Origin of the sequence: Vibrio maritimus (genome assembly GCF_021441885.1) — a bacterium.
GTDB classification, from domain to species: domain Bacteria; phylum Pseudomonadota; class Gammaproteobacteria; order Enterobacterales; family Vibrionaceae; genus Vibrio; species Vibrio maritimus_B.
In genome coordinates, this window is record NZ_CP090438.1 from 1,342,021 (window position 1) to 1,366,860 (window position 24,840).

General features: G+C 45.9%; 22 protein-coding genes. 8 read left to right on the forward strand and 14 right to left on the reverse strand.

Translation table 11 applies throughout. The features are described from left to right. The first annotated feature begins 47 nt into the window (after window positions 1–47). Window positions 48–683, forward strand: a complete 636-nt coding sequence (locus LY387_RS06140) for an NAD(P)H-binding protein (protein ID WP_234495693.1) — start codon at window positions 48–50, stop codon at window positions 681–683. Window positions 684–761: 78 nt separating this feature from the next. Here the strand turns inward: LY387_RS06140 and LY387_RS06145 are convergent, their stop codons facing one another. From LY387_RS06145 to cls, 3 genes are all read right to left on the reverse strand, one after another. Further along, window positions 762–1,076: a DUF4234 domain-containing protein gene (locus LY387_RS06145; protein WP_234495694.1), complete on the reverse strand. Its 315-nt coding sequence runs from the start codon at window positions 1,074–1,076 to the stop codon at window positions 762–764. A gap of 54 nt (window positions 1,077–1,130) precedes the next feature. Further along, entirely contained in the window at window positions 1,131–2,336 is a 1,206-nt protein-coding gene (locus LY387_RS06150; protein ID WP_234495695.1) for a cystathionine beta-lyase, read from the reverse strand. 144 nt (window positions 2,337–2,480) lie between these two features. Beyond that, entirely contained in the window at window positions 2,481–3,935 is a 1,455-nt protein-coding gene (cls, locus tag LY387_RS06155) for a cardiolipin synthase (RefSeq protein ID WP_234495696.1), read from the reverse strand. 472 nt (window positions 3,936–4,407) lie between these two features. Between cls and LY387_RS06160 the strand changes: the two genes are divergently transcribed. The 3 genes from LY387_RS06160 (at window position 4,408) to LY387_RS06170 (ending at window position 7,493) form a co-directional block, all read left to right on the forward strand. After that, window positions 4,408–5,751: a sodium-dependent transporter gene (locus tag LY387_RS06160; protein WP_234495697.1), complete on the forward strand. Its 1,344-nt coding sequence runs from the start codon at window positions 4,408–4,410 to the stop codon at window positions 5,749–5,751. A 105-nt stretch (window positions 5,752–5,856) separates the two neighbouring features. Continuing rightward, entirely contained in the window at window positions 5,857–6,543 is a 687-nt protein-coding gene (locus tag LY387_RS06165) for a TIGR01621 family pseudouridine synthase (RefSeq protein ID WP_234495698.1), read from the forward strand. Window positions 6,544–6,560: 17 nt separating this feature from the next. Then, the gene (locus LY387_RS06170) at window positions 6,561–7,493 is read left to right on the forward strand and encodes a class I SAM-dependent methyltransferase (RefSeq protein WP_234496064.1); all 933 of its coding nucleotides are present in this window, start codon (window positions 6,561–6,563) and stop codon (window positions 7,491–7,493) included. Window positions 7,494–7,559: 66 nt separating this feature from the next. Here LY387_RS06170 and LY387_RS06175 read toward each other — a convergent pair whose 3' ends face one another. Together LY387_RS06175 and LY387_RS06180 are read right to left on the reverse strand one after the other, a co-directional pair. Then, a complete protein-coding gene (locus tag LY387_RS06175) occupies window positions 7,560–8,429 on the reverse strand; it encodes a patatin-like phospholipase family protein (RefSeq protein ID WP_234495699.1) in 870 nt (289 codons plus the stop codon). A gap of 193 nt (window positions 8,430–8,622) precedes the next feature. Further along, complete coding sequence (locus tag LY387_RS06180) at window positions 8,623–9,081, reverse strand: META domain-containing protein (protein WP_234495700.1); 459 nt, start codon at window positions 9,079–9,081, stop codon at window positions 8,623–8,625. 269 nt (window positions 9,082–9,350) lie between these two features. Between LY387_RS06180 and LY387_RS06185 the strand changes: the two genes are divergently transcribed. Then, window positions 9,351–9,602: a DUF1289 domain-containing protein gene (locus tag LY387_RS06185; RefSeq protein WP_042472319.1), complete on the forward strand. Its 252-nt coding sequence runs from the start codon at window positions 9,351–9,353 to the stop codon at window positions 9,600–9,602. Between the two features lie 39 nt (window positions 9,603–9,641). On the opposite strand, the gene LY387_RS06190 is transcribed toward LY387_RS06185, so the two are convergent. Beyond that, window positions 9,642–12,107 carry a PspA/IM30 family protein gene (locus LY387_RS06190; RefSeq protein ID WP_234495701.1) on the reverse strand — a complete coding sequence of 822 codons (2,466 nt, stop codon included), beginning with the start codon at window positions 12,105–12,107 and terminating at the stop codon, window positions 9,642–9,644. A gap of 121 nt (window positions 12,108–12,228) precedes the next feature. Next, window positions 12,229–13,398 (reverse strand): helix-turn-helix transcriptional regulator, encoded by a 1,170-nt coding sequence (locus LY387_RS06195; RefSeq protein ID WP_234495702.1) that lies wholly within the window; start codon window positions 13,396–13,398, stop codon window positions 12,229–12,231. Window positions 13,399–13,678: 280 nt separating this feature from the next. Here LY387_RS06195 and LY387_RS06200 point away from each other — a divergent pair, with 280 nt between their 5' ends. Together LY387_RS06200 and LY387_RS06205 are read left to right on the forward strand one after the other, a co-directional pair. Beyond that, window positions 13,679–14,641, forward strand: a complete 963-nt coding sequence (locus tag LY387_RS06200) for a response regulator (RefSeq protein ID WP_234495703.1) — start codon at window positions 13,679–13,681, stop codon at window positions 14,639–14,641. Next, window positions 14,638–15,591: a sensor domain-containing diguanylate cyclase gene (locus LY387_RS06205; protein ID WP_234495704.1), complete on the forward strand. Its 954-nt coding sequence runs from the start codon at window positions 14,638–14,640 to the stop codon at window positions 15,589–15,591. Before LY387_RS06200 ends, LY387_RS06205 begins: the two co-directional genes overlap by 4 nt. A gap of 63 nt (window positions 15,592–15,654) precedes the next feature. Here LY387_RS06205 and LY387_RS06210 read toward each other — a convergent pair whose 3' ends face one another. After that, a complete protein-coding gene (locus LY387_RS06210; protein WP_234495705.1) occupies window positions 15,655–16,860 on the reverse strand; it encodes an MFS transporter in 1,206 nt (401 codons plus the stop codon). A gap of 117 nt (window positions 16,861–16,977) precedes the next feature. After that, window positions 16,978–18,117, reverse strand: coding sequence for an acyl-CoA desaturase (locus LY387_RS06215; RefSeq protein WP_234496065.1), 1,140 nt, complete (start codon window positions 18,115–18,117; stop codon window positions 16,978–16,980). 251 nt (window positions 18,118–18,368) lie between these two features. Between LY387_RS06215 and LY387_RS06220 the strand changes: the two genes are divergently transcribed. Continuing rightward, window positions 18,369–19,763, forward strand: coding sequence for a nucleobase:cation symporter-2 family protein (locus tag LY387_RS06220; RefSeq protein ID WP_234495706.1), 1,395 nt, complete (start codon window positions 18,369–18,371; stop codon window positions 19,761–19,763). Between the two features lie 74 nt (window positions 19,764–19,837). Here the strand turns inward: LY387_RS06220 and LY387_RS06225 are convergent, their stop codons facing one another. The 5 genes from LY387_RS06225 to ugpB are packed head-to-tail and all read right to left on the reverse strand — an operon-like array spanning window position 19,838 to window position 24,833. Continuing rightward, window positions 19,838–20,641: an HAD-IIB family hydrolase gene (locus tag LY387_RS06225; protein WP_234495707.1), complete on the reverse strand. Its 804-nt coding sequence runs from the start codon at window positions 20,639–20,641 to the stop codon at window positions 19,838–19,840. Further along, window positions 20,634–21,737, reverse strand: coding sequence for a sn-glycerol-3-phosphate import ATP-binding protein UgpC (locus LY387_RS06230; protein WP_234495708.1), 1,104 nt, complete (start codon window positions 21,735–21,737; stop codon window positions 20,634–20,636). The genes LY387_RS06225 and LY387_RS06230 overlap by 8 nt, the downstream gene beginning before the upstream one ends. After that, window positions 21,738–22,586: a sn-glycerol-3-phosphate ABC transporter permease UgpE gene (ugpE, locus tag LY387_RS06235; protein ID WP_234495709.1), complete on the reverse strand. Its 849-nt coding sequence runs from the start codon at window positions 22,584–22,586 to the stop codon at window positions 21,738–21,740. Beyond that, entirely contained in the window at window positions 22,586–23,467 is an 882-nt protein-coding gene (gene ugpA / locus LY387_RS06240; protein WP_234495710.1) for a sn-glycerol-3-phosphate ABC transporter permease UgpA, read from the reverse strand. The genes ugpE and ugpA overlap by 1 nt, the downstream gene beginning before the upstream one ends. 58 nt (window positions 23,468–23,525) lie before the next feature. Then, window positions 23,526–24,833 carry a sn-glycerol-3-phosphate ABC transporter substrate-binding protein UgpB gene (ugpB, locus tag LY387_RS06245; RefSeq protein ID WP_234495711.1) on the reverse strand — a complete coding sequence of 436 codons (1,308 nt, stop codon included), beginning with the start codon at window positions 24,831–24,833 and terminating at the stop codon, window positions 23,526–23,528. Between the last annotated feature and the right edge of the window lie 7 nt (window positions 24,834–24,840).

Below are 24,840 nucleotides of genomic sequence, written 5' to 3' on the forward strand. Positions count from 1 at the left end.
TCTTATTGATGATGTAAATTGTTCGCATTATCAAAAAGGGGCGTTAAATGAAAGCAATTGTAATTTTTGGAGCGAGCAGCGGCTTAGGCCTTGCAGCGGTGCGCTATTTTTCAGACCAAGCTATTCCTGTCATCGGCGTGGCAAGAAACCCGGAAAAAGAACCAGATCTAAAGTCTTTGTGTCAGACTCTTATCACATGTGATGCGACCGATAAACAATCCGTAGAAGAGGCGGTTGGACAGTTGCCAAAAGATGCCGTGGTGCTATCAACCATGGGCAGTTTCCGCTCAGATAACCCTGTTGATTACATCGGACATCGCTACCTAGTGGATGCGCTAGAGCTTAATAGTATTCGTCGCTTCGTTCTCGTGACATCGCTGGGGTGCGGCGATTCGTGGCAGTACCTTTCTGAAAGGGCAAAAGCCGGTTTTGGTGGCGCTGTGCGTGAGAAGTCACTGGCAGAGGCTTGGTTATCAAGCAGTTCACTCGATTATACGATCTTACGACCTGGTGGTTTAAAAGATGGGGAGGTGACCGAACAGGGTGAGTTATCGCAACACGTTGAAGTTCATGGTGCCATACACCGTAGCGAAGTTGCTCGTATTCTCCATCAGTTAATACCCAATGATGAAAGTATCGGTCAGATCTACCAATGTGTGGACCCCACAGTCAGTTACTACTAATAACAAAGGCAGGTATAAACCTGCCTTACTATCTATCGCTTTAACATCAAAGGATGCGAGTATTACTCAATTCGCATGCTACTCAACGCGAGTATTATTTAATGCATAATTCCAGACGCGGTAGAAGTAGAAGATATAGCCAATACCCAGCGTCAAAATTGAAATCACGAACCAGAGTAGTACGTGCCCAAGATCACTAAATAGATCGATGTCGCAATCCATTTTCCTTTCTCGTCCCATGTCATCGATGACGTAGGTTCGATTGAGGATGAACTTTGAAAACGAATAAGGGAAGAAGAACAGCGCGATACCAAAGGTAATGAAGCTCAGTATCAACCAAATTAGAAGATGCCCTAGGATATCTAGGATAGCGACGTCTGCTCTAAGTCTCATGTATATGTCCTTATCTGATAAAAAATGGCTTTCATTTAGAAAGCCATTAAACGTTTATTGAGTAACGGTTTTTTCTTGTATAACCGAATTATAGCGCTCGAAACCTGCTTTCAAATCTTCAATCAAATCTTCGACACTCTCTAGACCAATATGAAGTCGTACAAGCGTGCCTTCAAAGTTCGGGTTAGCGACAGTTCTTAATGAGTTAAAACTCTTTGGCTCGTTCGCTAAGATCAAGCTTTCGAAGCCACCCCATGAGTAGCCCATGCTGAAGTGCTTCATTCCATCTAGCAGGGCAGTCGTTGCGCGTGGGTAGCTTGTTTTTAGTACGAATGAGAATAAACCGTTACCGCCGATAAAGTCGCGATGGAAATATTCACTGCCCGGACAGGTTTCTAGGGCTGGGTGGCGAACATGATCGACCTCTGGTCGTGTTGCCAGCCATTGTGCGACCTTTAGGCTGTTCTCGGCATGTTGACGTAATCTCACATCCAGCGTACGGATGCCACGAAGACCAAGATACGCGTCGTCAGGCGACACGCATTGTCCCATTAGATAGCTTTGTTCTCGAAGTTGGTCCCAGTATTTCTCGTGAGTAACCGCAGTACCGAGCATCACATCTGAGTGACCAACAATATACTTAGTGGCAGCCTGAATCGAGATGTCTACTCCGTGCTCAAATGGAGAGAAGTTCACCCCTGCTCCCCAAGTGTTGTCGAGCATCACAATGATGTCGTGTTCATGAGCAATTTTCGCCATTCCAGGAACATCTTGGATTTCCATCGTAATAGAGCCAGGAGACTCCAAAAATAGGATTTTCGTATTAGGTTGGATTAGCTCTTTAATGCCTTCGCCAATCAGCGGGTCATAATAGGTCGTTTCTACACCCATTTTCTTCATGATGCTGTCACAGAAATCGCGAGTCGGTTCGTAACAAGTATCCACCATAAGAATGTGATCACCAGTCTCTACAAATGAAAGAATGGCATTAGAAATTGCAGCCGTGCCGCAAGGGTATAGCGCACACCCCACGCCACCTTCAATCTCTGTCATTGCATCTTGGAAAGCAAAGTGTGTGTTGGTGCCGCGACGACCGTAAAACAGAGTCTTGTTTGCTCGGTTGACGGTCGCGTGATGTTTTTCCGCTACGGTATCAAAGACGATAGTAGACGCGCGCTGTACTGGCGGGTTAACGACACCATTGGTCCATTTTTTATCGCGACCAGCGGTGACAAATTTGGTGGTTTTGCTTTCTGACATCAAGAATCCCTGTCTGGACCCAAGCACGAATGTGGTTGAGGCTATAATTTTATTGAGTTGATAACAGCAATAAACCATGAAGGCCAAAGAGTTGCAAGTCTTTGGCCTTCATTAAATAGGTCAGTGTTTCGATATACGCTATGGTCAGAGCAGAGGATTGAACAAATAGAATAGTCGTTCAAAGAAACGATGATAAATGCTGCGCTGTTTCCACACGTTGGAGTCTACGAGGTCGCTGCTCTCGATATAGTGACTTTGTAATTGGTGCATCTTGTGAGTGAACTCAGGATCTTCCACTGCGAGCGTCACCTCAAAGTTCAGCCATAGACTGCGCATATCCATATTCACGGTACCCACGAGGCAGAATAACTCGTCAATGACAACGGATTTGGTATGGAGTAAACCGCCATCAAACTCATGGATCTTAACCCCAGAGGCGAGTAGCTCAGAATAGAAGGCACGTGATGCCCATTTCACCATCACTGAGTCATTGTGCTTAGGAATAATCAGCTCAACATCTACGCCACGCTGTGCTGTGGTCTTGATGGTTTCCAAGAGGTCTGCACTTGGTACAAAATAAGGCGTTGTTATTCTAACTGACTTTTCAGCTTGGTGCATGGCAATGGTGAGCACTTGACCTATCAACTGGTCCGGCATACCAGGCCCAGACGGTACCACTTGAACGGGTTTTGAGTCCTCTGGAATACTAATTTGGCATTCTGGTTGAGCGGGTAGCTGTCTGTCACCGGTCTCTACTTCCCAGTCCCAACAGTGAATGGCAGATAGCACGTTGACGGTTGGCCCTTCTACTCGGACCATGATATCGATCCATTGTCCAACCCCTGAGTTTTGTTTGAAGTATGCGGGGTCTACCATATTCATAGAGCCTGTATAGGCAACGTCGTCATCAATAACGATGATTTTTCGGTGCTGTCTTAGATCCAGCCTTCTTAGGAAGATACGCCAAGGAGAGACTTCGAGCCCTTCAACCAACTCAATACCCGCATCTCGCATCATGGTTGCCCAATGGCTTCGAAAGAATGTAGGGCTGCCAGCGGAATCTAGCAACACCTTCACGTTTACACCACGCTTCGATGCCTGTATTAACGCTGATGCGACAGAGTCGGCAAGACCACCTGGATACCAAATGTAAAATACCATGCGAATGCTGTGTTTGGCGTTTTCGATATCTTCAATGACGGATAGGAGAATTTCTTGAGGCGTGGTCTGTAGTTGCAGTTCGTTACCGCATAGCGCGGGGATCCCCATGCGTTTGTTGCACAGGTTATCGATCTTCGAAATGTGAGTACCCATATTGTCGGGAACGTGGGCATTACAGTCGTTTAATTGGTGAAACCACTCCTCAAAAGGGTGGTACATGACCCGCGCTCTTTCAGCTCGTTTTCTACCGAGATTGAGCTCGCCAAACATGAAATAACAGATCACCCCGACGACAGGGATGATATAAATCACCATAAGCCAGGCAAGTGACACGCTAACGGCACGCCTTTTAAGCACGACTCGAAGTGTGACACCAGCTACCAGAACCCAGTATAAACCGATGCCCGCGAGCGTTAGAAAGTGATAGACCTTGTCCATTTAGCCTCAATAGAAAGACGATTTCGCAAATAATAATCTCAGAATCAAGTATTTGGAATAGTTAAGTGTCTGTCAAATACAAAGAGATACAGATGTGAGCGAAAGGCGCGACACTTAGGCAGACTGACACTAAGTTGAACGAGATTATAGCGACTAGAAGGCGTGAAATACCGAATAGTACAGGTTTACCGTTGCTGAAAAATGCAGCGATCTATGGGTAAATTGAATGGAAAATAATCAGCCAAGAGTTTTGGGCTTCCAATTGTAAAGATAACCTGTTTTACTCGCCACCCGCTTGTGAAACTCTCCTTGTTTTTGGTGTGTAAATTTAAATATACACTTCTATTCTAGAGTCACATGACTTCGCACATGGAATAACGGTTCAACATTGAATGGCCGTTTGCGTTGATATTGGTATCAGGGAAAGCCATTTTCAACACAGCGTCGAACATCGACGTGCTGGTACAAAATAATGACAAGTTCCGATAGAGGACAATTTACTTCCCGCTTTGGCTTTATAATGGCGGCTGCGGGTAGCGCAGTGGGCTTAGGTAATGTTTGGGGTTTCCCAACTCAAACTGCCACAAATGGTGGTGCCGCTTTTCTTTTGGTCTATCTGTTAATGATGGGCTTACTTGCCTTTCCTATGTTGATTGCTGAGCTGACGATTGGTCGCTACGGCCAATCCAACCCGATTGCATCGTTACGTAAGATTTGGACTAAGAATAAATCGCTTGCTGCGATGTTTGGCGTGATTGCACTGCTTACCGCGTCAATGATATTGAGTTTTTACGCTATTCTGGCGGGCTGGTTGATCGGGTTTGGCGCAGCACCGGTTGCAAAATTTATTGGTCTAGATTCTGTTGCTGAATGGTTGGTGACCTTCAGTAACGGACGCAATGTGAGCTTAACGGTAATCTTTATGCTCATGACGGTGTTCGTCGTTAAGCGCGGAGTCTCAGACGGCATTGAGAAATGGTCATCTCGACTTATGCCAGTGCTGTTTGCGCTATTCATCCTTCTTATCGCTTATATCTTTACTCAAGATGGGGCAATGGATGGGCTTGAAATGTACTTAGTCCCTGACTGGAACCATGTTGATGCAAGTCTAGTCGTAAACGCCATGGGGCAAGCATTCTTCTCACTCTCTCTTGGTGTGGGCGCGATGATGGTGTACGGCTCTTATCTAAGTAAAGACATCAACATTCCTAAGACAGCCGGACAGGTCGCTATTATAGATACCGGTGTCGCTTTCATGGCTGGTTTGTTGATCCTACCTGCGATGTTTGTTGCTAAACAAAACGGGGTGCAAATCTTTAACGAGCTGGGCGAGCTTATCAGTTCAGGTAACTTGGTGTTTGTCGTACTGCCTAGTTTATTTGAGTCTATGGGGTTAGCGGGAGAGCTTATTGGTATCGCGTTCTTTGCTCTTATGGTGATTGCCGCTCTAACCTCATCGATCGCAATGCTCGAAGTCCCTGTTTCATGTCTACAAGAAGAAACCAAGATGTCACGTGATAAGGCGACGCTGATATTAGGCGGGACTATTCTCCTTTGTAGTGTATTGATTGCAGCAAACTTTGATACCTTGTTTGACCTAGTAGCGACTGCGTCAACCGTTTACATGCAGCCTTTGCTTGGTGTGGTTTGGGCAATCTTTATCGGTTGGATTTGGAGTCGTAACTCTCTACTGAACGAAATTAAGCAAGGTAATCCAGAAATTGAACAGTCTTGGTTCTGGAAGATATGGCCTTGGTATGTGAAGTTTGTTTGTCCAGCCGCGATTCTTATCGTATTTGCCTATCCATTCCTGTAACGCTTAACCTTATTTAGATGAACCAAAGTTTAAGCCAACCAAAAGCTGCCCTTGAGGCAGCTTTTGTGTATCATCCAGTCCACAAATTCTAATCTAGCGCTTGTCATGTTCGATATTCACTTTGAAAACGATGATTTCGTGGTCATCAATAAACATCCAGGGGTAAGCGTCCACAAAGACGATGGCGATACCATGCTGGTTCAAGATGTGGCGGGTCATCTTGGCGTTGAGTCACTGCATCTGGTTCACCGCCTCGACAAAATGACATCAGGTTTGCTGATTCTAGCTAAGCGATCAGACGTCGCCGCGGAGTTTGCTCGATTATTTAAAAACCGAGAGATTGAAAAGTACTATTTAGCGATTGGTTGTAAAAAGCCCAAGAAAAAACAGGGTACGGTTTCTGGAGATATGGAGCGTTCGCGCCGCTCATCTTGGAAGTTGGTTGCGACGAAACAGAACCCAGCGATTACTCAGTTCTTCTCTCTAGCCGGTGAAAACGGTGAGCGAGCATTTTTGTGTAAGCCTTTAACAGGTAAAACCCACCAGATCCGAGTGGCATTGAAATCCGTCGGATCGGCTATCGTTGGCGACCCTATTTATGGGCAAAATGCTAACGAAGATAGAGGGTATCTGCACGCATATGCATTGAGGTTTTCACTCCTTGGTCACGATTATGAGTTTAAGTGTGACCCGCGAATGCCATCCCTAGGATGTAAATGGAACAGCGCAGCATTGAGCAGTGCATTAGAACAATGGTCTCAACCTTGGGAGTTAACATGGCCGAAGAAATAATCTCAGAAAGCCCAATGATGCAAGCCAGTCAGCTTGTGGTGTTTTTTCAACAAATTGAGACCAAGCTTGATCATAAGCCAACGGAAGTTTGCCGTCTGTTTCACGGGCGCGGTAAGTGCTGGCCAGGACTGGAGCAACTGACTTGTGATTGGGCAGCAAACCAGTTGCTGGTTAATTTGTTTAAGCCTGTAGATGACGCTTTTCTCAACGCTCTAAAACAGGGGCTGGCCGAGCTCGCTCAATCTAACCGATGGGAACAAGCTGGTGGTAAAGCCATCATTCTTCAGCATCGTTACAGTGACGGCGCTCCTTCAGAAGTGATTTGTGGTGAGTTGGATGCGAAACCTGTCGTGGAAGAACTGGGGTGTAAGTATCAACTTGATATTGGCCGTAACCAGAACTTCGGTTTGTTTTTGGATATGCGCAATGGACGCGAATGGGTGAAATCCAAGTCACAAGACAAGCGGGTGCTTAACTTATTTGCGTATACCTGTGGTTTCTCTGTCGCTGCAATAGCAGGCGGCGCTGAGCATGTTGTTAATGTTGATATGGCACGAGCGTCTCTCAACAAAGGCCGCGACAACCATAGATTGAATGGTCACGATCTGGGCAGTGTTAGCTTTCTGGCCCACGACATCTTTAAGTCTTGGGGCAAAATTAAGAAATATGGTCCGTACGACATTATCGTTATCGATCCGCCTTCATTTCAAAAGGGCAGTTTTGCATTGACCAAAGACTACAAGAAGATCTTACGTCGCTTGGGTGACCTTATGACCGACGGTGGTGAAGTGATGGCGTGTGTAAACTCGCCGACGGTGACTCCAAACTTTCTTATCGAGAGTATGGCGGAAGAAGCTCCGCAGTTAACCTTTATTGAGAGGTTAGATAACCCAGCAGAGTTTGCCGATATTGATCCAGAAGCAAGCTTGAAAGTTCTACTATTTAAGTAATGAAATGGCACTCATTGAGTGCCGTTCTCTTTTCGATATATTCGTTCTTGATAAAGAAAGGGTTACTCAACAGAAGTGACACTCTTCCTGCTGATATAATGACTCTCCTTTTATCCTACGCACATGCTGGCGGCCTTCCTCAACCCCCATCTGATAACCGATATCAAGTAATGCTTTTTCCATCGTGAGTCTTTGGACTGGAAAGCTTTCCTGCGGTGTAATAACACGCACAACGCAGTCTTTGGGCGGGTTACGAATAAACGCCAAAGACTCATTATAGTTTTTCGCGCGCTGTGCCATCGCTCGCCCAACGTTGGGGTGTTTTATGAATAGCTTTTTCATCAGCCACCCCGCTTTAGGTTTTGGCATCTCATAACTCAGCGGGTGAGAAAGAATAACGGTGATATCACGAGCTCCGCGCCGGTATGCCTCACGGACAGGAATAGAGTCGGCGACGCCGCCATCTGTATAACATCCGCCATCAAAACAAGGAGTATCTTTATACGCCAACGGTAAAGATGCCGTCGCTTCAATCGCCTTCGCGATGTTGTCTGGTGTCACCTCGTAATAGTCTGGTCGACCGGTGGCAACATTCGTGGCGGCTGCAATAAATGGTGTGGAACTAAACACGGTGTCTAAATCGAGCGGAAAGCGACGATTGGATTCCTCAAAAAGCCACTTAACATCGACGAGGTGACCACCTGAGACAAATCGACGAGGATTGTAAAAAGATTTGCTGGTCGCGAGTTCCGTGATGACTTGATAACTTCGTCTTGGTGCATTTCCCAAATAGCCAAGTAGGTTGGAAGCCCCGGCGGATACGCCAAGCACAAAGTCATAGGGTTTATGGTTTTGCTCTAGAAATGCATCGAGCACCCCGGCCGCAAATATACCACGCATTGCGCCGCCTTCTACGATAAGTGCGTTGCTGGTCATGCTAGTTTCTCTTGTGTTTTAACTTGGTGTTACGATAACGGGGAGTTCACAATAGAGAAAATGGGAAGTGTTTATTTCATTGATAGGCAAAAGCTATGTGGATTGCTCTGATGAGGCAGCGGCTGGCTACAAAAAACGACACTCATTGAGTGCCGTTTATAAACTTGATAGCGCTAGTCGCTGGACTAGGGGATTAGTTAACCCAATCTTTCAGCTCAAACGTTAGCGTGTGAGTTTCACCTTTAAGCTCAAGGCCGTTTTGAGTCACAGTGATTTCACTCCAGTCTGAAAGCGTTTGCGATACGGTACGTTCGATATCCATCGCTTCGCCAGGACACATCTTCATCGTCATGCCCATTTTTTCGATGCGGAACTGACCGTCTTTTAGCTCACCTTGACCGAAGAAGTTATTACAACCTGCGTTGCCGTTCGCTGTCATTTTCTCGCCGATCTCTAGGCGCGGCACTTGGTTCTGTTCAGTCACGGTGATTGGGTTACCGTCGATCTGTACTAGATTCCAATTGTGGTGTTGAAGATCCTGAGCAGTTACTGCTTTCATCGGCTCCTCCTGTTTTGCGTCATTAGCGGCACATGCCGTCATAAGAACCGGAAGCGCAACTGCTGCGAGTACCTTCTTAGAAAAAATCTTCATATACATTGCTCCAACTGAATGAAATTATTGACAAGCCTAACTAATAAAACACTGTTTTTTGTCAGGAGTAGGTTATCTTTAGTATAGTGGGATTTCAACACAGGATGTGGAAGTTATTGCGTAACACCTTCAATAAGTACCATTAATTTGGTCGAGTCAGACTATTCTTACTCAGTTGCGCTTGTCACTGGGAGTGGCAAGTAGAGTAGGTCTGTAGAAGTTTAATTCAAGCTCATTGTATAAGATTGAATTATTTGCAAGGGGAGCCAATGGAACAATTAGAATTTTTTACCGTGCCCAGCCCTTGTGTCAGGGTGTGCACTGTGGACGAAAAAGGCTATTGCCAGGGATGCATGCGTAAACGCGAGGAGCGCTTTAATTGGTTGTCATACACTGCCGCCCAACAGCTGCACATTATTAAGCTTTGTCGTATGCGTTATCGACGCAAACTTGCTCAAGGCAAGGCAACCGTGCCCAATGAAGTGTTAGAAGAGTCTAGCCCACAGCAGGATTTGTTTTGATACTCCGCCCGAAGGCGGAGTATGTCGATTAAAGTTACTCTATTCTGTTATTGGTGTTTCGGGAATATAAGCATCATCTTTACCAGCGAAGTAAGTGCTCCAGATTTCGCTTTCATCACTCTCTCCACTGTCAAAGACTAGTACGCCTGCTCCATATTCGCCTTTACTGTAGGCCGCGATAACACGAGTGAAGTCGCCGACTTGAAGTATCAGGTGTCCATCATCATTTATCGACCAAGAGTCCCACTCACCTTGTTTAATGCCATCAACAGTCCAAGTCTCTTGTAGCGGTGGTTCACCCTCATTGAGTGTCCAATAACGAACTTCGGTACCGCTGTTTTTACGTCTCATAATCGTAGAGTCGGTTAAGTCATCTGAGGTGAAGGCTTGCGTTCCACCACACTGAGTCAGAGCAGCCGAGAACGCGGCGGCTGTCGCTCCGTCACCAATAATGTCAACCTCACAATAATCATAGTCGTGTTGTGTACCTCGAATAGACTCACCGATAACCCTTAGCCAAATAGCTTGTTTGCCAAGGTCTTCGTCAACGAGTTCATCGACCACCGTTGGTAAATCATCGATGAACTGTCCCCAATATTCTGGGAAGGTTACCAACTCATCGTTAACCGTGGTTTGATATTTCTGCCCTGATTCTTCGCGAGTGAACTCATATCCATCCAATGGGTAGTGATTCCACATCGTATGAACCCTTACATCGTCTTCACTGTATACCACGGTCGTCTCTAGCCAGTCGTTAAAGACCATAAGCTCATCGTTATCGTCCGTTACCGGCATAGCAGTATCTTCATCTAAGATAGCTTTTTCACCGCCGCTAATGGTTTCTTTGTAGCCATCTGCATTGGTCGATTTCTCGACGTACGACGCTTGCCAATAGTTCAGTTGATACTCGTTACTGACTGAGCCATCCCAATTCCAGACTGGTTCTTCTGTGGTGGCATACGATTCGCCATCAAGTGTTGATGCATTGGAGACGACGCGGTTATAACTGCCATCTGCTTCCCAGTCACTTGAGATGACTTCTTCTGTGCTACCGTCGCTATTTTGCCAATATTCTCTTAGCTCTATATAAGTGGCGAAGTCTTTTGGCGAGGCTTGAGTATGGTCGTAGATGGTAAGATGTCTCGAATCATACATATACTCGCTAGTTTCTTTAGAGGTTTCAGTTAGCTTTTGTAAGCTATCTATACCTGAATAATCTTCAGCCTTTATGGCCGCAACAAACTCTTCAGCGGTATCGTAGTCAAGCTCAATACCCGTGTATTCAGCGATAATATGGTCGCCTTGTTCCAAAATCTGCTCGTCAAGATAGCGTTCAAATGTTCGGCTGCTACCCGATTCTGTATCGGAGAAGGTACCCACATCGTAAGCATGATTAATAAATGTAAAGCTCTTATCGAAGTTGAGGTCAGCTTGGTAGGTACCGTAAGAGTAGAAGCTGTTGTTTGAACTATCTTCCACGTAGGTGCCGGAATATTTGCTGTATTCTTGTTTTTCTCCTTCGTCATTAATGAAGTAAGTGGTTGACGTGTTTTCTATTGTGGTGATTGTGCCTTCTACAGATTCAACACTCGACCATACCTCAGTAACTGTAATAGGCAGGTTTGTGTTATCTGGCGTGAAGAACTTAGAACTAGTGCCTCCTTTTACGGTAGCACCGGCATTGTCTTCAATAAGTTTTTGTATCTCTACTTCTTGATCAACTTTGGTTTGCACATCTCGCGCAGCAATCTTTTCGAGTTCTTTGTCAATACCCGCTAACGATGAAGGCAGATTTTGGGTATCGAAGAAGTCTTGTTGAAGCAATTCGGCTAACTCGTCTGAGTCTAATCCTGAGCTGTCGCCGAGCTCGTCAAGTATTTGAGCCGCAACATCATCAAACGCTTGCTTAATGAGCTCATCAATGCGAGCAAGGCTTGCCGCATCGTCTGAGGTATCGAGCGCCTCTAGAGTCTCAGCAATAGACTCATTGGCACGTGTGGTAAAGGGTGTAATGACTTGACCAGAAACGGATTCATTGGTTTTGAGCGATTCGATATCGTTGGATCCCAGTGGGGGCATACTCAATGTGATTTTGTGAGCGGTGTTCGCCTCATCAAAGAGACGTTTTGCGTCGCCACTCTCTAGGCCTTGTGTAAGACTCTCCATATCGGGATATTGATCAGCTTTCGATCCGATGTCGATGGAATCTTTGGTCAATTCAGCCAAAATCGGAAGGCCGACGATCGCATCTACCTGTTCACTAGTGAGCTCTAAATCATACGAACCATCCAAGCTGGAATAAGTGTTAGGTTCTCCATCGTCTAAGGTGCCATTTTGGTTTATGTCTATCCAAACTAACGCGTTATAGATATAGCCATCGACAACTTCACCACCGACTGAATAGGTGGTGGATTGTTGAGTGGAGTCAGTTCCATCATCGCTGCCTCCACAGGCAGCGAGTGTTACCGCGATGGAAGCAGCAAGTGCGGTTTTGCAAAGTTTCATTGTTAAGCCTCATTTCCTTTGAAGGTATAATTGTTTGTTATCTAGCCAGACGTTGTAGTGAACGTATGTGCAACGGCTTACTAACAATTAAGTTACCTATCAATATTCGGCAACGATGAGACTAGTTTTCCCCCCAAGTGGGGGGGGAGGGTAAATTGGTTGTTGTGAGAATTGTCACGATCAGTTCAGATTGTCGCCTTGTTCCAGTTTTGGTGAAAATAGACTTCAGGTGATCCTTAATGGTGTAAGGCGAGCGGTTAAGCTTATCGGCGATTTCTTGGCGATTAAGTCCGCGTAAACAGCACTCACAGACTTTTATTTCCATATCAGAGAGGTGGTATAACTCCTTTAGGAGAGCGGTATTGGGATTGATTTCGATTTGGCTCGTGATTATGTAAACAAGTGCCCCTTTGTTTTCATGATTAATGGTGATGGGAGAAATAATAAATTTGGCATCACCAAAGGACATGGTTTCGAAGCTTTGTTGCTCCTTGAAGTCTAAACAACACATCCTCAGCATCTTCGCAATGAACTGGCGTGCTTTTTGTGGGGATGAGAACCTTAACTCTTGGTCGATGATTTCTATATCGCTCTGTTTTGCGATAGTACGTTGCGCTTCTATATTCGCTTCTAATAGCTCTCCTCTTGCACCGAAGAGCATTGTCGCATGAGGGATGTGATTAATGACTTTACTCCAGCCGTCTATATTTCCGTAGTGCTCTTTATGCTGGTACAAAAGATAGGCTTGCTTAATGTGTGGCATTAGATTATCGAGAATGAGTAGCTCTTTCCTTTTGAAAGGACCTTGTTCAATCAACCTATGGGCTACTATGGTTGCGGTCGAAGTATTATCACGGTGGATAACAGCGCCACACACGTCTTTAAATCCTTGCCCATCAAACCACTCTTCAGACTCAAGTGGGATGGGAGAACTCTTTCGTCCAATATCTCGCTCTAGTGAGTAAAACCGACTCATGGGGTGACCTTGAATGTAGTCGACCACGTAGTCGTCTTTATCATGTTTTTGTTCAATATACTCTACGATAGCCGATGCCTTTGGACCGGAGAGCCAAGCGGAATAGATGTCTAGCGTCGCGTTCTTGGTAAAGAAGAGACAAATATCGGCTAGGTCAAACATTTCAACCATTTTATCAAGAAATGCTTGAAACCCTGTGGGAGATAGGCTCGACGAGTAAAGTAACTCAAGGAGAACGCTATATTGTGAGAATAGGTTTTCTATATCCGCAGTAATTTCTTGCTCCTGATTGGGAGCGAGTAGTGACTTATCCATGTCTTACCTAGCCATTATTGTTAATGTTGTAAGTAAGGTTAGTAAATATCTTTGCGAAAACAACACGAAGTATGGTTAAGTCACCTCATCCTATTTTTGTGAGCGCAAGATCATGTTTTTACGAACAAAAGGGAGTGGGGCTTAACAGTTCTAAACAGGAACGGAGGCTAACTCGCAATTAACGATGAAAGTGTGATGTCGGTTCAGACTTTCTCTAGCTTCCGGAATGAAATTCTGTTTATATGGCGTAGGGTAATTTATCAATAAGCTGAATGGGTTCATGCGGATATTAATATGTGATGACTCGAAAGTCGCGCGAAAGAGTATAGCAAACTGTATCGACGCAAGTTTTACAGGGGATATTCTGTTTGCAACAAACGGACATGAAGCCATTGAAATTATTGATCTTCAGCCCGTAGATATCGTGTTCCTTGATATTACGATGCATGAAATGGATGGTTTTGAAGTGTTATCCATTTTGCAACAAAGACGATGCACGGCAAAGATCGTAATGGTCTCCGGTGATATTCAAGAATTAGCACAAGCCCGTTGTTTTGAATTAGGTGCTTATGCATTTGTTCAAAAACCTCTCACATCTGAAGTTGCAATTCCGCTATTCAACGATTTAAGTATTCCTTATAAGCGCACTTCGACAGATCGTCAACACTACTCTAAAGCTCAGATGTTTGAGCGCTTTCAAGAAACATCCAATATTGCTTTAGGGGCAGGTGCAGCAACCATATCAATGTTGCTAAAAGAGTTCATTCTGCTGCCCGTACCGACGGTCGGGGAGTTGTCTTTTAGTGAACTGACCATGATGATTCAAGATACATTAACTCGAGAAAATAGCTGCGCTGCCGCTCAGCGCTTTGTAGGCGGCGGACTGCATGGCGAAGCGCTGGTTTGTATTGAAGGCGACTCTATTGCTCAGGTAGGTGAGCGCTTGGGTTTCGCCAGCGGTGAGGTGTCTAATGATGAAGTCGTGGTCAATCTGGTCAACGTTTTAGTCTCTTCATTCTTGGTCTCGCTTTCCGAGCAATTGTGCTTGGAGTTTTCATTACGTGAGCCTCTGAGAATCAATGACTTTAGCCCAGAAAATTCGATGCTCAAGGATAACGAGCATGTATTCACCGTTGAATATACCTACGATGCAGAGGCTTTGGACTTGTTTTGTTCAGTCCTGTTTATGTTCGACGAGGAGTCAGTCGATATTATTCGTCGCCAAATGGAGTTATTGCAATGACGACCATGACACTGGATTTGTCAGACTTTCACTGGACCATGCAGCTACTGGATACCCTAGATGCTGGACTTGTTGTTATTGACCGCGAATATCACGTATGCGCATGGAACAGCTTCATGCAGAATTACAGTGGCATCAACGCTGAGTCAATTATGGGGAAAAGCCTATTTGATAGCTATCCTGAGCTACCAGAGAGTTGGCTGCGAGCAAAACTGGAATCTGCTAGTAAGCTAAAAACCAGAGGATTCTCTAACTGGGAAGACAGACCTATTATCTTTGAATTTAAGAACTTCTCTCCAGTTTCACAGGGGCTCATCAAGATGTACCAGAACATGGTCATCACCCCTCTTAAGTCACCGAAAGGCGAGGTGACCCACTTTGCCATCATGTTGCAGGACGTGAGCGACGTTGCTAAGAGTAAAATGCATCTTAAGCGCTCAAACGAGAAGCTTACCGAAATAGGGCGTACTGACGGTCTGACAGGTCTCTTTAATCGCGCATTTTGGGAAACGAATTTTGTCGACGAGTTCCATCACGTTCAAACTACAGGGCAAAAATCGTCATTAGTCATGTTTGATATCGACCACTTTAAAAGGGTCAACGATACCTATGGTCATGCATGGGGAGATAAGGTTATCAAAGAAACTGCTCGTCAGTTGATGAAAGCAGCTCGTGGGACCGACGTTTGTGGCCGTTATGGCGGTGAAGAGTTTGCAGTATTGTTAGCTGATACGTCAGCAGATCAGGCGACGTATTTTGCTGAGCGCCTACGCAAAAAGATAGAAGAGATGGTTATTGTCATTGACGGAGAGGAACTCAAGTACACCATCAGTTTGGGCATTACCGAGGGACGAACTGATGATGCCAACCACCTTGAGTGGCTTAAGAGGGCGGATAAGGCGCTCTACCAGTCGAAGGAACTGGGACGAAATAGAACGTCTGTACTTTAATTTTCTGCAGCAAGTTGAGTTTATTGATACTCAACTTGCTCTCTTTTCCAGGCCAACAGCGAGTTAAATCGCTTTTTCTACTTTGAGCTGTCGCGTTAATTGATACCGGTGCAGTTTAATGATCACTACGGCAATGATCGAAACCGCTATGCCACTTACTGCCAAGAAGTTTACTACGCCAGCCACATTCTGATTATCGATAAGATATCCGACACAGTATGTTCCAACCGAAAACCCTAATGAGACCGCCGCCGCCATGTAGCCTTGAGAAGTGGCGGGTGAAAAGGGGCTTATTTGATCCGCAAGTGCAGCGATAGAAATATCATTCCATGCACCATTGATGATTGACATGAGAATGAGTGATAACGGCAATAGCGCCACGACTTCTCGTCCATACATAACCCACATTGCAGCGGCGACGATGAGATTGATCCCTATCGTCACTAGCCAGAGCGCTTGAGGGCCGTGATTCTCCATCCATTTCCCAGCAGGGGCTAGCGAAACAAGTGTAGCTAAAGCCGCTATGGCCATACCAAATGCTGAGCTTGCGACCGTGACGCCAAACGCTTGTTCGATAATAACGGGCCCGAACTCAACCATGTTTGAGCCGATAAACATCGATAAAGCCACACAGATGACGAATCCAAACCAAATTGACGGTGAAGAGCGTCGGTGCTCTGCTGAGAGAGTATCTTCGAGACCATCATTTGTTTGTATTTCAGCTGGTGGAGCTATTAGAGTTAGAACAAGCAAGCTTACATCGAGGATGATAAGCGCAATTATCTGAAATGTGTCGGTAAAGCCAAAGTGGCTAAGTGTGCCGACAGCAATGCCAGCGACAGCAACACCAAGCATCTGCAGCTGGAACAGACGTTTTAGCGATCTTGTTTGCTCTGCTGGATTGTGATTGAGCTTTAACGCAAATGTTGGGTTGAGGATGAGGATTAAATTACTTCCAAGACCAACCAGGATCGCAATCCCCCAATAGTGCCAAGCGGTATGCTCGACCAGCAGTAACATTATTAGTGCAAAGCAATGGCAACCAAGAGCAAAGCAATGCAGTTGTCGATGTAGTGAGTAGCGGTCAGCGAGAGCACCGAGCAGAGGAGCAATGAGCCCGATCAGCCCCAGGATTAACATCACCTGCCCAACTAATATGGCACTACCTGTACGAGAGATGATCACTGGAGCAATGATGATGGCGACGCCTATCCATTGCACAATACCCATGGACGCTTGAGAGAAATGCCAAAGATTGTTCTTTTTCATAGTGATCACGACTGGACAAATAAGCCGTGATTATAAAGAAAAAGCGAGCACAGTTAGTGCTCGCTCAGTGTCAATAAAGCTTAACGCATTGCTTTCGCTGGATTGTGCTATCTTTCACTACGCTATAGCCAAACGAGGATTGCTCACCATAGCGTTCCAACGTTTTTTCTGTTCCTTCAAACTAATATCTAACTGCTCTAATTTAACGCGCAGCAGGGCAAGTTCGTACTTCTCTTTTACGCTGGATTTCGCGGAGTCAATAAGTTGGCTCCTAACCTCGTCGTACTCGGTGAGTTTAGCTAACAGTTGCTGAAGCTCTTGCTCTAATGCAGTTTGGATTTGCTCGGCATTAGGAAGCTTGAAAATTCTATCTTTAGCGTTTGCCATGGTTTGTTGCAGGCGTGCTTTCTCAATTCTATAGGCAGAAACACGTTTCAAGTTTGAAGCTAAGCCAATACTAGCGCTACCTCGAATTAACCACTTTGTCGGGTCAAACTGCCACCAACGAATACCATTACGGTAGTCGTGCTCAAAGATATGGTGGAAATTATGATAACCCTCACCAAAAGTGAAGAAAGCAAGGATCCCGTTATCACGAGCGGTATTTTTGCTGGTGTAAGGCTGTGAACCCCAGATATGAGCTAGTGAGTTGATAAAGAAAGTAGTGTGATGGCTCAGCACCAATCTCAGTGCACCCACGACAAGCACAAAGCCAATCAGATCGCCGTAGAGTAAGCCAAGAGCAATCGGGATACCAAAGTTGGTCAATAGCGCGAGAAGTACATAGTGTTTGTGTTGCCACATGACCACAGGATCTTTTTGTAGATCTCGACAATTACGGTAATCATCATAACGCTGAGCCTGATACTCCCTTAGCATCCAACCAATGTGCGAGTACCAGAATCCACGCTTAGCAGAGTAGGGATCTTTGTCGTTGTTATCGACATGCTTGTGATGAACACGATGGTCCGAAGACCAATGTAACGCGCTGTTTTGTAGCGCAAAAGCACCGCCAATCGCAAAGAGATATCTCAACGCCTTGTGGGCTTCATAGGTTTTGTGGGACCAAAGACGATGGTAACCCGCCGTAATAGACATCCCGCAAAATACAAAAGCAATCACCAGCCATACCCAGTGGGCCAAGCTATAGCCCTCGACCACGCCATACCATGCGACACCGACGGTTGCCAAAATAAAAGTGCCTAGAAAAATCGCTACATTTAGCCAAATAACCGGAGGCTTTTTCGCCGTATCCATCAATAAACTCCATTTAAGCTTACAACTGTTCGCTAGAATATCAGCGTACACCTGTAAGTCAAAGAGGAAGTTGTTAATTTGTTTGTCCATATTTGCATCAATTGAGAAAAGAGTTGCTACTTTTCGGTGCGTAGACTCGAACGGATTATAGCTAAGACATTGAATTTAAAGAGTTCAAATTGGTGGTATGCATATTGCTTACTATTGAGTGTTAAGTTTGTATACAATTAAAAATACAGAAAGGAAGTCACATGGAACACGACAAAGAAGATCTCATCTACGGACTCGATGACAAACCCTCGGCAAAATCTGCGAGCTATGCTGCCTTGCAGCACGTGCTTGCGAGCTTTGTCGGCATCATCACACCGACGCTTATCATTGGCGGTGTGCTTGGGCTCGGAGAGCATATTCCTTACTTGATTAGCATGGCGCTCATGGTATCAGGGGTAGGGACGTTCATTCAGGCAAAACGCATTGGCCCGATTGGGGCGGGGATGATTTGTGTACAAGGCACAAGTTTTGCGTTTCTTGGGTCGGTACTTGGTGCTGGCTTTCTGGTTAAAGCCAACGGTGGCGGCCCGGAGGAGATGCTGGCCACCATCTTCGGTGTTTGTTTTTTTGGTGCGTTTGTCGAGATCATTTTGTCGCGTTTCATCGATAAGCTTAAAGTCGTCATTACTCCTGTTGTCACCGGTATAGTCATCACGACCATAGGTATTTCGCTTATCAAAGTTGGAGTGACAGATATTGCAGGTGGAGTTGGCGCCGAGGACTTTGGTTCGGGAAGCAACTTGCTACTCGGCAGTATCGTTCTAGCAACCATCGTTGTGCTAAACCTTAGCCGTAATACTATGATTCGTCTGTCGTCGATTCTTGTTGGATTGCTAGTGGGGTGGCTTGTTGCCTCGATGATGGGTAAAGCTTCGATGGCGGACTTTAGCGCGCAGCCTCTCTTAAGTATTCCAGTTCCGTTTAAGTATGGATTCGCATTCGACTGGCAGGCATTTTTGCCTATTGCGTTCATCTATTTAATTACGGCTATTGAGTCTACGGGCGATCTCACAGCAAATTGCATGTTCTCCAAACAACCTATTGAAGGTAAGAAGTATCTGCAACGAGTCAAAGGCGGCGTTTTAGCTGATGGTATTAACTCTCTGATCGCAGCGACCTTAAACACCTTTCCGAACACGACCTTCAGTCAAAATAACGGCGTGATTCATTTAACGGGGATCGCGAGTCGATACATAGGTTATTTCATTGCTGCGATTCTTTTTGTTCTTGGTATGTTTCCGATCCTCGGTGCAGTACTGATGACTATTCCTAAGCCTGTACTTGGTGGCGCAACACTAGTGATGTTTGGCACCGTCGCAGCAGCCGGCATCAAGATTATTGCCAATGAAGAGCTAGATAGACGCAAAATCATGACGATTGCTATCTCATTTGGTTTGGGTTTGGGAGTGATGCTGGTACCAGATTTACTAAAGGAAGCACCTAAGTTAGTTCAGACGGTGTTTGGTTCTCCGGTCACCATGTCTGGTCTTGTTGCATTGGGGCTTACCGGGTTATTGGCATTGGTTCCGCAGACATTACCGACTAAGGTCAGTAAAACGCCCAAGTCTGATGCTATGGAAGCGACCAAAGCGTAAAAACAAAGCGTAAGCGGTTCGTAAAAAAAGAGACATTCTTTTCAGGATGTCTCTTTTTTGTGTAGTAGAGTGCGTCAACGCATGCTAATGAGCAAGTCAGCTAATTCGGCAAATCCATAACCACCATTGCCTCGAGTCACATACTTAGGTTTAGCATTTAGCTTGCCTAACAGCGGAGTGATGTTATTGACCCCAAATGTGGTTGGCAACCACTCAAACATCGCTTCGTCATTAAGCGAGTCGCCGATATAAGCAATGTTTGCAAGCTTGAGGTTTTCCAAATCAGCGTTTTGCTTAAGATAGAGTTCACTTGCGATACGCTTGTTGTGCTCTCCAACCCAAACGTTGATATGGATAGAGCTCTGTGTTGCTTTTACTGGCTGTCCGTTCAATGTGAGTTGTCGGATTGCAGTCAGCAGTGTTTCAGCCACTATAGGATCGACAGGCTCACGATCCTGCCCTAGGTTAATGGCGACATCGCAAAAACGAAAACCTTGGTCGCTTGCAAAGTCGATGCCTGGATAATCGACAAGTACCTCGTTCAAGAGATCAATCAATGCTTGCTGCTGAGCTCTCATTTCACTCATAGGGATCTGCGAGTGAGTATAAAACCCAGACGGGTTTTTCTGCATCCAGAACGCCCCGTTTTCCCCAATGACACCATTCACTGGCCAAAGCTTGGCAATTTGGTCACACCAACCGGCGCACGCACCGGTTACCGCAACGACCTTAATTCCAGCATTGTTGAGTTTCGATAGAGCGCTCAATGTTTCTGACGGGAGCTTTCCCTCCCATGTCAGTGTGTCATCGACATCCGTTAGTAACCATTGAATCTCATTTGCCTGAGCGTGAGATATCGCTGCTAAAGGCTTAGGCATTAATAACCTCTTGTTGTTCTGCATTGGCGTCAAAGTGAATACGTTTTGATGTTTTACTATCAAAAAGATGGAGGTGTTCTAGGTCAATATCAATACCCAGCTGATCACCGATGGTAATCTTAGAATGCCCTTCGACGCGAATAACCAGCTTTTGGTCTTCTGAGCCTAGGGTTTTACAGTAAAGCAATAGGTCTGCTCCTAGAGCTTCAATCAGTTCGACCTCAACATGGAACCAAGGGTTATCTTCAGTTAGCTTCAAATGCTCTGGTCTTAGACCCAGTTTAATGTCACCAAGGCCCAACGAAGATGTGTTGAGCTTAAGTAGCGAGTGGTCAAGTTCAATACCTTCAATAGAAACATGGGCGTTAAGGATGTTCATCGATGGCGAGCCAATGAAGGTCGCAACGAACAAAGATGCCGGGTTATCGTAGATCTCGAGTGGCGTGCCCACCTGTTCTACGTTGCCCTTGTTAAGAACAACCAATTTGTCCGCTAGCGTCATGGCTTCGACTTGATCGTGTGTGACGTACACTGATGTGGTGCCCAAACGGCGTTGTAGACGTTTGATCTCAAGGCGCATCTGGACACGCAGCTTCGCATCGAGGTTTGACAATGGTTCATCAAACAAGAACACCTTTGGCTCGCGCACGATTGCACGTCCCATCGCCACACGTTGTCTTTGGCCCCCGGATAACTGTTTAGGTTTACGGTCAAGTAGGCCGTTGAGTTCTAGCATCTCTGCCGCTTCTGAGACTAAGCGCTTGATTTCTGCCTTCGGCGTTTTACGGTTCTTGAGTCCATAAGCCATGTTGTCATAGACCGTCATATGAGGATAAAGCGCATAGTTTTGGAACACCATTGCAATATCGCGCTCGCCAGGCTCTAGGTTATTCACCACTTTATCGTCGATTTGCAAGGTTCCAGAGGTGATTTCCTCAAGGCCTGCCAGCATGCGTAACAGCGTTGACTTACCGCAGCCACTCGGACCAACAAGGACAACCATTTCGCCGTCTTCAATGTTTAAGTTGATGTTTGGGATCGCTTGGTAGCCATTTGGGTAACATTTAGCGATGTTTGAAAGAGTAAGTGTAGACATTTATTTCTCCGAATCTACCAAGCCTTTAACGAATGCTTTTTGCATACCGATGACAACAATGACCGGTGGCAACATAGCGATGATGGTGGTCGCCATAATCTTGTTCCATTCAATGACGCCATCAACCACACCAAGCATCTGTTTAATGCCCATGACGATGGTGTAGTACTGCACGTCAGTCGTGATAAGAAGTGGCCACAGGTATTGGTTCCAACCATAGATAAAGGTAATAACGAATAGGGCGGCGATATTGGTGCGCGATAGCGGCAACAAAATATCGAAAAAGAACTTAATCGGGCCCGCACCATCAATTCTTGCGGCTTCGACTAGTTCATTGGGTACCGTCATAAAGAATTGACGGAACAAGAATGTGGCGGTGGCACTGGCAATCAATGGGATCGTGAGTCCATAGAACGAATTCAGCATGTTGAGGTTAGTGATGACCTCAAACGTCGGCATGATTCTGACCTCGACAGGTAGCATTAGGGTGAAGAAGATCATCCAGAACGCAATCATCCGGCCTCTGAATCGAAAGAACACCACGGCATACGCTGACATGATCGAGATGATGAGTTTACCGAACGTGATACATAACGCCATGATCAGAGAGTTAGTCAACATGTGCGTAATAGGTAAGGCACTGTTGTTAAATGAACTCTGATTGCTGAGAAGTTCGCCAAACACGCTAAAGCCAAGGTCGCCAAACCACAGGGGTGTGCCGGTCGCAAACGCAGTGTTGTCGTGAGTGGTTGCTACTAGGGCGATCCATACCGGGAGTGCAATAGAGATGATGCCGAGCGCCAAAACAACGTGGCAAAAAATCGTAAATAGGGGTCTTCTTTCAACCATTAGTACGCCACCTTTTTCTCAACATACTTAAACTGAATCACCGTGAGCAGGGCGACGAGAATCATTAGGATGACCGACTGAGCGGCGGATGAGCCGAGATCCAGACCGATAAATCCATCGTTATATACTTTGTAAACTAAAGTCGACGTGCTGTTACTTGGTCCGCCTTGTGTCATTGCATGGATAATGGCGAACGTATCAAAGAAGGCGTAGACAAAGTTCACGACCAGCAAGAAGAAACTGGTAGGTGAAATAAGTGGGAAGCTGATAGTCAAGAATCGCTTCACAGGGCCACTGCCATCAATCGCTGCCGCCTCATGGAGTGACCTCGGAACAGATTGAAGGGCGGCAAGAAAGAACAGGAAGTTGTAACTGATCTGCTTCCACGTCGAGGTAATGACGACCATCCACATAGCATGCGACCCATTGAGCGTTGGGTTCCACTGCACGCCAAACCACTTAAGCACATCGGTGATAACACCAATTGTTGGGTCGAAGAGGAATAACCATAGTGAACCCGCGACGACTGGGGCAACGGCGTACGGCCAAATTAAGAAGGTGCGATACATGGTCGCGCCGCGTACGATGTGCTCAGCAAACGCAGACAAAATCAGTGCGCTGACTAGCGCTAATACCGCGACACTGACGCTGAACTGTAGGGTAGTGAAAAGAGAATCTAGGTAGTAACTGTCATTGAGCAGTTTGCTAAAGTTCTCCAGTCCAACAAACTCTCGGCTGATACCGAAAGCGTCTTCCAATTGAGACGATTGGAAGACGGCCTGACCTGCGGGCCAGATAAAAAACACGATAGTGATGACCAACTGCGGCGCGATAAGCGCGTAGGGTAACCACTTGTTTTTGAATACAACTTGTGAAGACATAAAAAATACCGAAATGCCGCCACATCAAAAACCGTGGCGGCGTAGAATGGACAACGGGTTACTTCTGTGTGCGCTCAAAGCGACGAAGCTGCTCGTCACCACGGCGAACTGCGTTGTTTAGCGCTGATTTAGCAGAAGCTTTGCCTGCCCAAACGGCTTCTAGCTCTTCATTGATAATGTCGCGAGTTTGTAGGAAGTTACCAAAACGAATGCCTTTTGAGTTCGCTGTCGGTTCTGTCGACGTCATCTGAACAACAGCCGTGTCAGTTCCTGGGTTTGCTTGGTAGAAGCCTTGTTGCTTAGTTAGCTCGTAAGCTTGCTTGGTGATTGGCAGGTAACCTGTAAACTGGTGCCAGTCAGCTTGGACTTCTGAGCTTGAAAGGTAGCTAAAGAACTTAGCCACACCTTTGTACTCTTCTGATGAATGACCACGAAGAACCCAAAGAGATGCGCCGCCGATGATGGTGTTTTGTGGCTTAGCGATTAGTTCATCGTCATATGGAAGTTGAGCAACGCCAACGTTGATGCCCTTCATGTTCTCTTGAATACCAGCTAAGCCTGCAGACGAGCCCATTGTCATTGCACACTCTTGGGTATAGAAAAGTGGCATGCCATCCGACTGGCGACCACCGTACTTATAGATGCCTTCTTTCGACCACTCGCCCAGCTTCTCAATGTGCTTCACATACGGAGCGGCGTTAAACTTAAACTCGGTATCAAATCCACCAAAACCATTGTTCTTAGTCGCAACAGGGATATTGTTACGAGCGCCAAAGTTTTCGATCTGCGTCCAAGATTGCCATGTAGTTGTGAAGCCGCATTTCGCGCCTGACGCAAGTAACTTACGAGATACCTCTTCCATCTCTTTCCATGTCTCAGGAGCGGACTCGATGCCGGCTTTAGCAAACATGTCTTTGTTGTAATACATCACTGGCGTTGAGCTATTAAACGGCATTGAAAGCATTTGACCGTCATTCGTTGTGTAGTAACCCGTCACAGCCGCAAGGTAGTTGTCAGGGTTAAACGGTTCTTTTGTGTCTTCCATCAACTCATAAACAGGGTAGATGGCTTGCTTTGCACCCATCATGGTTGCCGTACCGACCTCAAACACCTGAACAATTGCAGGCTGCTCTTTAGCACGAAAAGCAGCGATTGCACTGGTCATGGTTTCCGCGTAGCTACCCTTATAAACAGGTTTGATCTCGTATTCTGATTGGCTAGCATTGAAGTCAGCGGCAATTTCGTTGACTTTTTGACCCAAAGCGCCACCCATAGCGTGCCACCATTCAACCTCTGTTTTGGCTTGAGCGCCTGTGCTGATAAGCGCGGCTGCCACAGCAATGCTTGTTAGGTGCTTAATAGACATATCCTTT